This window comes from Aurantimonas sp. A2-1-M11 (genome assembly GCF_036549475.1).
In the GTDB taxonomy this organism is placed as follows: domain Bacteria; phylum Pseudomonadota; class Alphaproteobacteria; order Rhizobiales; family Rhizobiaceae; genus Aurantimonas.
The window spans coordinates 1-10,210 of the sequence record NZ_JAZHLI010000098.1; the positions used below are offsets into that span (position 1 = coordinate 1).

Here is a 10,210-nt window from a genome sequence, read left to right on the forward strand (position 1 = left end):
CGTCGCATCACGCCGACCGCATCATGTGACGATCATCGCATCGATCACGAACAGAAGCATGCCCCTCGCGAAACAAGCCCCTTGACCTCAAGGCCCAATGACAGAAGGCGTCCGGGTCTCTCACGTCACGCCGATTTGTCGATCCCTCCGATCATGAATGCCATTTGACTGCGCGAGCCGCACGTTGCCGATCTGCAACTTCTGCGGGACGATCGACCGGTCCCCGATCGCATTCACTGGACTGTCGGAGTGCCGCCGGTCCAGAGTGCCGGGGAGTAGATAAACTGTTGCGTATGGGGGTGTTCCGTGAAGACGTGGTTCAAAGACAACGATGCGCTGGTTCGCGATGTCGTTCTGCTGGGGGCAGGAATTACATTCATGACCCTTCTGGCAGGGCCGTTTCTCACGTGAACTCGCTATTTCGCCTCCTGGCGTTCCGGGTTGTTTTGGGCCCTGAACGCGGCTAGGAAAAATGCATCGGCTCGATGGCGGTGAAACCGGCGGAAACGCTTCTGGGGGGATATAGAGGGAATGACGATGAAGACGAAGATCGCGGGATTGGCTGCTGGAATGGCGCTGGCCTTACCTGCTCTGGCCATTGCGCCGGCCCATGCTGAAGAGCGTGCCGCTTGCGGTTGCGCTCAGCCGCTGCCCACGGATGGGACGCCGATCGGCGCTGTCGTGTCGGCGAGCGACGATGTACTGATGAGCTTTCCGCAGGGGATGGCCCCGGCCAAGGCGGGCGCGCCGCTCGTTGTCGGTTCGCGGCTGATCGCCGGTCCGGCTGGCTCGGCCATGATCACGGTGGGCCGCGGCTGCGATCTTGCGGTTGCCGCCGGCTCTACTGTCGCAATCGCGGCGCAGGAGGGATCGATCTGCGTGCGCACGGCGTCGGTGGCGCGCGAGCCTCAGGCGACGAGCTTTTCCTCGGCCAGCGGGTTTGGTCAGCAGGGTCCGAACGGCGGCGCGTCCAGCGTACAGAATGGCAACCCGAGCCCGCAGGTCATACCTGGAGTGCCGAATACGCTGCTGGCTGGCGCCGTCGGTGTGGGCGCCATCGGTGGTGTCGTCGCGATTGTTGCCAGCAACGACGACAACGACGGCGGTAGCGCTCCGTCGGTCAGCGCCGGTCAATAGTCAGGCCGCGTCTGCGTTGACATTATGACAACGCCGGCGAATGAAGAATTCGGAATCGGGGCGCCGTCCGCTGGAAGCAGGCGGCGCCCCGTTATTGGGTAGAAGCCGCTTTTGATCGATCTTCATAGCCATATTCTTTGCGGAATCGATGACGGCGCGAAGTCGCTGGACATTTCCGTCGAGATGGCCCGCATGGCGGTAGAGGACGGCGTCCAGGTGATGGCCTGCACGCCGCACATCGTACCCGGAGTCTATCTGAACGAGCCTTCGGACATAGCGCGACGGGTCGGCGAACTGAAAGCGGCTCTGGCCGGAGAGGGCATCGCGCTGTCGCTGGTCAGCGGTGCCGATGTCCATATCGCCCCCGATCTCCTCTCCCGTCTGTCCAGCGAGGCACCGCCGACCCTCAACGGCAGCAATTATTTTTTGTTCGAGCCGCCGCATCATGTGCTTCCGCCACGCCTTGTGGCGTTCTCCCGGGGGCTTATTTCTTCCGGTTTCGTGCCGATCCTGACGCATCCCGAGCGACTGAGCTGGGTCTCGGCGCATTACGAGATCATTCGGGAGCTTGCCGGCGAGGGAGTCTTGATGCAGGTGACCGCCGGATCTCTCACCGGGGATTTCGGCCGCAGCGCGCAAAAGCTGGCGGACCGCCTCGTGGAAGAGGGGCTGTGCGATATTCTCGCGAGCGATGCGCACAACACGGAAGGCCGTCCACCGGGGCTATCGAAGGCAAGGGCGATCGTTGCGGAGCGCCGCGGCGACGACGAGGCTGAGGCAGTGGTTCTGGGGAGACCACGAGCGATTCTCGCAAACGCGCCGGTGGAACGGTCCGTGGTCGACAGATCATCGCGTCGTGTCAGTCGCTCAGGAGCTGCGGGCGATAGGAAGGCCGGCCAATTGCAGCGTCTCCTGAGCAAGATGATGGGTGGCCGATGACGACGTTGATTGTCGCGAGACAGCGGACGATGTACCGGACTTTCCAGCTCGGGAGTCTTGCCGCACTGTTATGTTGGATCCTGGCCGGGTGTAATGGCGGGGCCCCGGATCTACTCAGTGCGGCACCCGCCAGTCAGGTTCAGTCGCAGGGCGGCGGCAGTTCCGGTAATCTTCGTCTCGTTGCAAGCTTGCCCGCGCCGGTCAACACCCAGGATGGCGCCGATCAGCTGATCTTTCCCAATGACGTCCTCGAAGTCGACGTGTTCCAGGTCGATGACCTCGATCGGACGGTCCAGGTCGATGCTGGCGGCCGCATTTCGGTGCCGCTGGTGGGTGCGGTGACGGCGGCCGGCAAGAGCGTGCGAACTCTTGAAGCCGAACTGGAGCAGCTGTACGGCGCCAAGTATCTTCAGTCGCCGGACATCACGCTCTTCGTCAAGGAGTCCGCAGGCCAGAAAGTAACCGTCGACGGCGAAGTCGCCAAAGCGGGACTTTACCCGGTGACCGCCGGGTCCTCGCTCCTGCAGGTGGTCGCACAGGCCGGTGGCTTCCGCGAAGTTGCCGATCCGACGCAGGTCTATCTGTTTCGTGACTTCGGGTCAGAGCGCCTCGTGACCAATGTCGATGTCAGTGATATCCGGGCTGGGCGAGCGAGCGATCCGCGGGTCTTCGGCGGCGATACCGTCGTGGTGTTCAGTTCCGCCCGCAAGGTCGCGATCCAGAATCTGAAGGATGCGCTTGGCGTTGCCAGCAGCGCCGCACGGCTGGCTGTCATTCCGTGAACCGGACGGTCGATATGAGGAAATCGTCATGATGCATGGCAATGTCGGTCAAGGAGGGCGAAGCGTCGGGCAGGTCGGTCCTGACGCGTTTGCGCTCGAGCCGTTCGACGCAGCCTACCGCGCGCATTACTCTCGTTTCGACCCGGGCTATTCGCATCTGGAAGAGGACGAGGCGCGTTTCGATCCACTGCGCCTCCTCTATTATGTCCTGCAATATCGCTGGCTGATAGCGGGGATGGCGGCTCTCGCCCTTGTCGCTGGAACCATTTTTACACTTATGCAGACGCCGAAATATGAGGCGGCGGTCCGGCTGGAGGTTCTCGTCCCGTCGGCAAAGGTGTTCGATGACCTCGAAGTCGTGTCGCAAGGGACCGATATGCGAGCGTTTTTGACGGCTCGCGAGAAGCTCCAGAGCCGCGCGCTCGCCGAGCGCGTCGTCTATGAATTGAATCTAAGCGAGAATCCGGCCTTCCTGTTCCCCGAGCCCGACATTGCGCTTACCAACCTGCTTGATCGGGCGTTCGGAACTTCGGCGCCCCCGTCCCTGGATGATCTGGCGCCGGAAGAGCGTGAGCGAATGGCTGTCGGCAGGGTCCAGGGGAACCTCTCCGCTGAACTCGTCAACAACACCAGTCTTTTATCGGTGACCTATCGCGACCAGGATCCGCAGATCGCGCAACGGGTAGCGAACCAGGCGGCTCAAAGTTTCATCGACCAGCGCGTCGACCAGACAAGTGAGACGTCGTCGCTGGCGCGGCAGTTCATCCAGGAACAGGTCCTTCAGGTCAAGGAAAGGCTGCAGTCATCGGAGGAACAGCTCGTCGCCTATGCCAAATCAGCAGGGCTGACGATCGACGATGCCAATTCCTCTCTCATCCTCAACAGTATTCGCGACATCAACACGGCGCTGTCGAAGGCGGTGCAGGAGCGCCTCGACAAGGAGCGCTGGGTTGAGCAGATCGACGCGGGCAGCGGGGCTGCCTTGCCGCAGGTCCTTGAAAGCGAGGGTATCCAGAAACTGCGTGATCGTGTCGCGGAGCTGCGGGGCCTGTACCAGCAGAAACTGGGCACTCTCAAACCTGCCTATCCCGAGATGCAGCAGCTGTCCGCGCAAATTCGGGAACTTGAGAGTCAGGTCGAGCAGGCCATCGGTGTGGTCACACGCTCCATTCGCCTCGAATATGAGGATGCGAAAGATAACGAATCGCAGCTGCGGGCAAAGCTTGCGGAACTGGAAGCCGACCAGGCTGACTTCCAGGACCGCAACATCCAGTACACGATCCTGAAGCGTGAGGTCGATTCCAACCGATCGCAGTATGACAGCCTGATCTCCAAACTGAACGAAGTGGGAGTCGGATCGGAACTGCGGAACCAGAATGCCGAGATCGTCGATCCGGCGGTCGCGCCGCGCCATCCATATTCGCCGCGGCTGCCAATCAACCTCGCCATTTCCCTGGCCCTTTTTATGGGGAGTTCGGCCGGTTTCATCTATCTGCGAGAACTCTTGAACAATACATTCACCGTGCCCGAGCAGGTGGAAACAGAACTGCGGCTACCCGTTCTCGGTATCCTGCCTTCGATCGCCGACGATCATATCGCGGATGCGCGGAATGATCAGCAATCGGGATTGTCAGAAGCATACCGGTCGCTCCGCACCGCCCTGCAGTTCACCGGAACCGACGGCACGCCGAAGTCGCTGCTCGTCACCAGTTCCGAGCCCTCGGAGGGCAAATCGACCAGCTCCTACAAGCTGGCCGAGGATTTCGCCATCTTGGGCGCCAAGGTTCTGGTCATCGACGCTGATCTTCGCAAGCCCAATCTTCATCGGCTTTTCGGCGCATCCAACACGATGGGATTAAGCAATCTCTTGACCAGTACGCTTTCCGCGGAGGATGTGCGGGAGATCATCAAGGAGACGCAGCTTGCGAACGTCAAGCTTCTGACTTCGGGGACCCTGCCCCCCAATCCGGCGGATCTTCTGTCTTCTCCCAAGATGGCGCAGCTGATGCGGCTGTTCGGCGAACGCTTCGACATGATCATCATCGACGCCCCGCCGGTCATCGGGCTTTCCGACGCACCGATTCTCAGTCGCCTGACAGAAGGAACACTGCTGGTGGTCTCGTCAGGCCAGGTCGGACGCAAGGCAGCCGCGGCAGCGGTGAAGCGCCTGCGCGGCGCCGGCGCCAACATGCTTGGGGCCGCGATCACCAAATTCGCGGTCAAGAAGTTCGACTACAACTATGCCTACGGATATGTAAACGCCAGCTACTACACCTATGGGGCGCAGCAGGGCCAGATCGAGAATACGGGCCGCGATGGGGACGAGGGCAATGGGGTCAAGGGCAAAATTTCTGCTTGGGTTCGCCGTCTTGGCGTCTCTGGCATGTCTGACTCTGCTTGATAGTCTGAGCCGGGCATACGAAACCTCCGACCCCGATCTCGCCGTCGCATTCAATCCGGCTAATACGGACGCAAGGATCCGGCGTTCGGTCGCGGCATTGAACGCCCCGAACTCGGAAGTTTCCGCTGCAGCGATCAACAAGGATCTCGCGTTCGTCAGGCAGTATGCGCCGATCGACGCACGCGCGATCAGTCTGCTTGGAGAGCAGAGGCTGCGCGCTGGTGACGTGGAGGAGGCAAGACGGCTGTATGAGGGAGCCCTGAGGGTCGCGCCGACGGAATTGCACAGCCTGAAGCGGCTGATTGGGCTTGACCTCGGCGATGGCGAACTTTCTTCCGCGACCGACAAGGTCAGTGTACTCCTGAAGCGCTGGCCGACCCGATTCTCAGAGTTCGCAGACATTTTTCCCCCGCTTATGCGCACCGGCGATGGCTATCGTGCCGTTCTGGAAACAGTCGCAGAGGATGCAGCGTGGCGCGGCCGGTTGCTGGACCATTTGGCGACCGGGCCGGATACGGCTCCTTTGGCCTATCGTCTTCTGTTAGATTTGCGCAGCACCGTCCTCCCGGTCACCCCGCGCGAAGTCGATCGCGTCGTGGGACAGCTTTTAAGAGCGGGAAACCCTCAGCTCGCTTATCAGGCGTTTGCGCTCACACGGACGCCTGCAGAACTGCAGAACGCAGGCTATGTCACGAATTCCGAATTTTCGAAATCCGCGGCGGCTTCTCCTTTTGACTGGAGTCTGCCTCGTGTTGCCGGCGTGGAAGCCGAAATACTGACCGAGGAAATGGGGCCAGGGGGCTCCGGCGGCTTGCGAGTACAGTTTCGCCGGAAACCCGTAAAGGGCGCGATCGCCAGGCAGGTCCTGATGCTGCCACCGGGAGACCTCGAGTTGAGTACCGAAAGCACTGCTCGAAGCCTAGAGACGCCGAAGGGACTCTTCTGGGAAATCACTTGTTCGGGGAGCCGGGAACCGCTCATCGTCATGTCCGTGGAGCCGGGCCGATACGATCACTCCGAAGTCTCTGTCCGTTTTTCCGTCCCTGCCACAGGGTGCCAGACGCAACAGCTTACGCTGTCGACCGGCGTTATCGCACCAAGCATGCGGTACCGCTACGACGGTTCTTTGATCGTTCATCGGATCTCGGTAAGGCAGACGGATGCGGACTGATTTGCGAATGCGAATGATCAAGATCGGGTTGGGTCTTCTGGTTGTGATGGCCGCGGTCCTTGGTGGGGACACGGTTTCCAATCTCAACGGCGACATCCTCATGATGGCGACCTTGCTGTTGTTTGCCCTAGCGCTCCCTAACCTCGAGATCGTTCGAATTGGCTACGGTCCGCTGGTATTTGCAGGCGTTGCGATCTTTCACATAGTTCTTCAGCTTTTCCCGTTCGGTGACATGGGCATATTGGATTTCGACCGACAGCTGAGGGGCCTTTTTCTCACATTAAGCTTTGCCGAAACGTTTAGAGTGCTTCTTTCATTCGTGACGGCATTCTTCATTTTTCTGGTCACTGTATCACTGGGTTATTCCCACGCGAGGGGGCTTTTGTCGTTTCTCTACGTGGCCGTTTACTGCAATCTTCTGCTCGGGGCGGTGCAGTTCAGTTCAAGCGCGCCGGTCCGTCCGGCATTTTTTGATTATCCATTGGCAGGTGGTTTCTTCATCAACCAGAATCACTTTTCGACCTTTCTAGCGATGTTCATTCCCTTTCTGATCTTCAGCATATTCTACGAGGAGCGAAAGAAATTTGCGCTCGCGACTTTATGCCTGCTTCTTCTTATACTTTTGGCAGCCGGGTCGATGGCCGGGGTCGGTCTAGGCCTTGTAGTCATGGTGGTTTCTGCGTTGGCGCTCATGGAGCGTCGACGCATCTCGATCTACGCGGCACTTGGCGGGCTGGTTCTGCTTGGGGTCTATATGATTGGGTTGGAGAACCGCGTTTCGCTTGAATCGAGCGTTTCGCAGGAAACCAGGCTGCAATTCGCGATGACCACAATCAGTGGCATTCGTAGTTATTTCTGGACGGGCGTCGGGTACGGCACGTTCGCGGATGCATACCCTATGTTCATGCAGCCAAATGAAATCGAGCGGTGGTACGTTAACCACGCACATAACGATTATCTAGAGATCGTCTTCGAAGGCGGAGTGTTGGCTCTCGGATTGATCCTTGCCTACCTTGTTTTCTACATCCGACAGGCGATGATCTCATGGAGCGATCCGTTCAAGCGCGCTGCGGCGATTTCACTGGCGATTATTCTGGTCCACTCGATAGTAGACTACCCGATCCGGACGTACAGCCTGCTTTTCCTGTTCGCGATGCTGAATGGAGTCTTGTTCCATCGTGGGAAGAGGGTGAAGATGCCAAAAAGCAAAACCTTGCCAATTATGGTCAATGGGAAAGAAATGGCCATCCCTATCAGTCCTGTCAGCGACTGATCAACGTATCCTCACGGCGTTTGTCTGACCGGATACGGCGGCAGACCCGCAACTCGTTCATACTCACGAAGGGGGGGGTGCCGTACCGAGATAGACAGCTCGACGCCACGGAGGAGCCGGAGATTGAGCCGAACAGCGCCGAGGTCATGACCGCGATTTTGGCCGGACCACCGCGCCAGCGGCCGGCCAGCGCCGTGCCGAGTTCCGTGAAGATGGCGCCGGCGCCCGAGCGCTCGAGAAAGGCGTCGAAGATCATGAAGGGGAAGACGAAGGTGGCGAAGGTCGCGGTGACGACGCCGAACAGCGCTTCCTGAATGGCGGCCCGGTTTCAAGACTTGATCTTCTGGATTATGGTTATTCCGGGCAGTCCCTCAAAATGCGCGTCGCAGGTGAGGAGCGTCGCGCTCTGCGTCCGGGCGGTCGCGAAAATAATGGCGTCGGCCGTAGGGAGCTTGTGATCGCGGCAGGCCTCCGCCGCCGCCAGCGCAATCTCGGTGTCGAGCTGGACCACGCTGCAGACCTGGGTGAAGGCGATCACCTGATCGGCCTTGTCCTCGCCGACCTCGCGGGTTAGCCATTTTGCCAGCTCAAGCTGGACCGTCGTCGGGACAAGCCACTCGACCTGTTCGGGCAGATGTTGGGCAACCTTTTCACCGGTCGGCGATCCGATTAGCCATTCGATCCAGGCTGACGTATCAACGAGGATCATCAGAACCGGTCCGTCCGGTCGCGATAGTCGGCAGCAGACGCTCCGCGCGCGATGCCTTTCAGCGCCTCCCGCTTCGGCACCGGCACAAGTAGAACGCCCGTGCCCTTCGGGATAAAAGCAAAGGTCAGTCCGGCTTCCCAATGCTGCACGGTGCGGATTGCCTTGGGAATCGAGATCTGGAACTTTGAGGATAGGGTCGCAGTCTCAGCCATGTTCATACTCGTAACGCATCGATGGTGGAAACGTAAGAGCCCGATGCGGCGAAAGCAAGGATAATGACCGATGGTGGAGAGGCCGGGCAGTCTCCGGCTCGCCACCACGGGCGGACGGCAGCTGCGCCCCGGGCTGGCAGGTGTCGGCTCGGTGACACGCATCACGATCGTGCAGTTGCTGCTGGCGGGCATCAGTCCGCCGGTCATGTGCGTTGTTTTCCTGATGATCACTGTGGCGATCCTGGCCCATCGACATGATCTCCGGCGCTCATACCGCAGGCCGACGCTGCGCGAACTCGGCGGCGATTCGTCCGGTTCTCGTCCTTCATGAGCGAAAGACCCGTGTGACGCTCGCCACGAGGCTGAACGGAAAGACCGCCGCCGAAACCATCGCAGCGATGACAGCCGTCTTCCGGCGTGTTGCTCCCGGCCTGCGCTCCTCGGTAACGTTTGATAACAGCCTGCCCTCGGGCTTGACCCGAGGGACACCGCCTTCGCCCGCCACCGCCTGCTCGACGACCTGTTCGGCATGTCGACCTGGTTCTGCGACGCCTACGCTTCCTGGCAGAAGGGAGGCGTCGAAAACGCCAACGGACGATTGCGACGATGGCTGCCCAGATGGCTCGATCTCGACACCCTGTCCGAAGCCGATCTCCAGGACGCCATTGTCAGCCTCAACACCACGCCGCGAAAATGCCTCGGCGACGAATCGCCTCGTCCAAATTGAGACAGAGCGCCCGATGGCAGCAGTCCACCAGCGATGCTGGCAACACAAGCTCCTCAACATCCTCAATAGGGTCCCGAAGTCGGTTCAGCCGAACATGAAGACGGACCAGCGCGAGGTGCGGGACGCGCCGGACCGGGCGAGTGCCGAAGCGGCCATCACGGTCTTCGCCGAGAAGTACGGCGCCAAATATCCCAAGGCCGTCGAATGCCTGACCAAGGACCGCGACGCGCTCCTGGCCTTCTTCGACTTTCCGGCCGAGCACTGGGACCATTTGCGGACATCGAACCCCATCGAGAGCGTCTTCGCCACGGTCCGGCACCGGACGGTCAGAACAAAGGGAGCCTTGTCGCAGAAGACCGCCCGGTTGATGGTCTTCAAGCTCGTTATCGCCGCATCGAAGACCTGGCGGCGGCTGAAAGGCGGATGCCTCCGGAAACTGGCGGATTTCGTGCTGACATGATTCACTGAGGTCGCGCTTTCGGGAGGGGTCGGATGGCGGGACAGATCGGGTTTTGGGACGTCGAGGATCGGAGCGCTTTTTTAAGGGAAAGTTAACGCTTCTTCGGAAGGCTGCCGCCGCTGGAGCGGATCCACGCTAGACTAAAGGATCTATAGCGCCCGCTTGCTGATCATAGAAACCAGATAAGCCAAAACGGCAGCCTCCGCCAAACTGGTAGGATCGCTCACAGGAGTTGCGTCTGTCATACAAACTGCATAACATGGAGATCGCGCAGCCTTTCAAGTAATTGGTTCGCCCTGAAAAACCCTTGGATGCCCTGTGCTTCAGGGATTCCCATCGGGTTTGAAGTATTGGAGAATGCCGGAAACCGATCCTGACCCGATTGATTTCCGGTGTTTT

Annotated in this window: 10 protein-coding genes and 2 pseudogenes; 9 read left to right on the forward strand and 3 right to left on the reverse strand. The window is 60.0% G+C overall.

Going from position 1 to position 10,210, the window contains the following annotated elements:
* The first annotated feature begins 531 nt into the window (after positions 1-531).
* The 6 genes from VQ042_RS23195 (at position 532) to VQ042_RS23220 (ending at position 7,703) form a co-directional block, all read left to right on the forward strand.
* Positions 532-1,137, forward strand: a complete 606-nt coding sequence (locus VQ042_RS23195) for a hypothetical protein (protein WP_331822659.1) — start codon at positions 532-534, stop codon at positions 1,135-1,137.
* A gap of 111 nt (positions 1,138-1,248) precedes the next feature.
* On the forward strand, positions 1,249-2,076 hold the full coding sequence (locus tag VQ042_RS23200) for a tyrosine-protein phosphatase (protein WP_331822660.1): 828 nt from the start codon (positions 1,249-1,251) through the stop codon (positions 2,074-2,076).
* Positions 2,073-2,858, forward strand: coding sequence for a polysaccharide biosynthesis/export family protein (locus VQ042_RS23205; RefSeq protein ID WP_331822661.1), 786 nt, complete (start codon positions 2,073-2,075; stop codon positions 2,856-2,858). The genes VQ042_RS23200 and VQ042_RS23205 overlap by 4 nt, the downstream gene beginning before the upstream one ends.
* Positions 2,815-5,259 (forward strand): GumC family protein, encoded by a 2,445-nt coding sequence (locus tag VQ042_RS23210; protein ID WP_331822662.1) that lies wholly within the window; start codon positions 2,815-2,817, stop codon positions 5,257-5,259. Before VQ042_RS23205 ends, VQ042_RS23210 begins: the two co-directional genes overlap by 44 nt.
* Positions 5,228-6,430 carry a hypothetical protein gene (locus tag VQ042_RS23215; protein ID WP_331822663.1) on the forward strand — a complete coding sequence of 401 codons (1,203 nt, stop codon included), beginning with the start codon at positions 5,228-5,230 and terminating at the stop codon, positions 6,428-6,430. The genes VQ042_RS23210 and VQ042_RS23215 overlap by 32 nt, the downstream gene beginning before the upstream one ends.
* 13 nt (positions 6,431-6,443) lie before the next feature.
* Complete coding sequence (locus VQ042_RS23220) at positions 6,444-7,703, forward strand: O-antigen ligase family protein (RefSeq protein ID WP_331822664.1); 1,260 nt, start codon at positions 6,444-6,446, stop codon at positions 7,701-7,703.
* Here the strand turns inward: VQ042_RS23220 and VQ042_RS23225 are convergent.
* The 3 genes from VQ042_RS23225 to VQ042_RS23235 are packed head-to-tail and all read right to left on the reverse strand — an operon-like array spanning position 7,693 to position 8,630.
* Complete coding sequence (locus tag VQ042_RS23225; protein WP_331822667.1) at positions 7,693-8,019, reverse strand: TRAP transporter large permease subunit; 327 nt, start codon at positions 8,017-8,019, stop codon at positions 7,693-7,695. The two genes, VQ042_RS23220 and VQ042_RS23225, sit on opposite strands and share 11 nt — an antisense overlap.
* A 12-nt stretch (positions 8,020-8,031) precedes the next feature.
* Positions 8,032-8,412, reverse strand: a complete 381-nt coding sequence (locus VQ042_RS23230) for a type II toxin-antitoxin system VapC family toxin (protein ID WP_331822665.1) — start codon at positions 8,410-8,412, stop codon at positions 8,032-8,034.
* On the reverse strand, positions 8,412-8,630 hold the full coding sequence (locus tag VQ042_RS23235; RefSeq protein ID WP_331822668.1) for an AbrB/MazE/SpoVT family DNA-binding domain-containing protein: 219 nt from the start codon (positions 8,628-8,630) through the stop codon (positions 8,412-8,414). The genes VQ042_RS23230 and VQ042_RS23235 overlap by 1 nt, the downstream gene beginning before the upstream one ends.
* 64 nt (positions 8,631-8,694) lie before the next feature.
* On the opposite strand from VQ042_RS23235, the gene VQ042_RS23240 reads away from it, so the two are divergent.
* From VQ042_RS23240 to VQ042_RS23250, 3 genes and pseudogenes are all read left to right on the forward strand, one after another.
* Positions 8,695-8,955 carry a hypothetical protein gene (locus VQ042_RS23240; RefSeq protein WP_331822669.1) on the forward strand — a complete coding sequence of 87 codons (261 nt, stop codon included), beginning with the start codon at positions 8,695-8,697 and terminating at the stop codon, positions 8,953-8,955.
* Positions 8,933-9,351: pseudogene (locus VQ042_RS26160) on the forward strand (IS30 family transposase); the annotation flags it as partial. The gene VQ042_RS23240 and the pseudogene VQ042_RS26160, both read left to right, overlap by 23 nt.
* A 25-nt stretch (positions 9,352-9,376) precedes the next feature.
* A pseudogene (locus VQ042_RS23250) lies at positions 9,377-9,772 on the forward strand (transposase); the annotation flags it as partial.
* Positions 9,773-10,210: the final 438 nt, after the last annotated feature.

Bases quoted from the DNA above. Each gene is read 5' to 3' on its own strand.
- VQ042_RS23195 (WP_331822659.1), top strand. From the start codon at position 532: ATGACGATGAAGACGAAGATCGCGGGATTGGCTGCTGGAATGGCGCTG.
- VQ042_RS23205 (WP_331822661.1), top strand. From the start codon at position 2,073: ATGACGACGTTGATTGTCGCGAGACAGCGGACGATGTACCGGACTTTC.
- VQ042_RS23240 (WP_331822669.1), top strand. From the start codon at position 8,695: ATGGTGGAGAGGCCGGGCAGTCTCCGGCTCGCCACCACGGGCGGACGG.
- VQ042_RS23220 (WP_331822664.1), top strand. From the start codon at position 6,444: ATGATCAAGATCGGGTTGGGTCTTCTGGTTGTGATGGCCGCGGTCCTT.
- VQ042_RS23235 (WP_331822668.1), bottom strand. From the start codon at position 8,630: ATGAACATGGCTGAGACTGCGACCCTATCCTCAAAGTTCCAGATCTCG.
- VQ042_RS23230 (WP_331822665.1), bottom strand. From the start codon at position 8,412: ATGATCCTCGTTGATACGTCAGCCTGGATCGAATGGCTAATCGGATCG.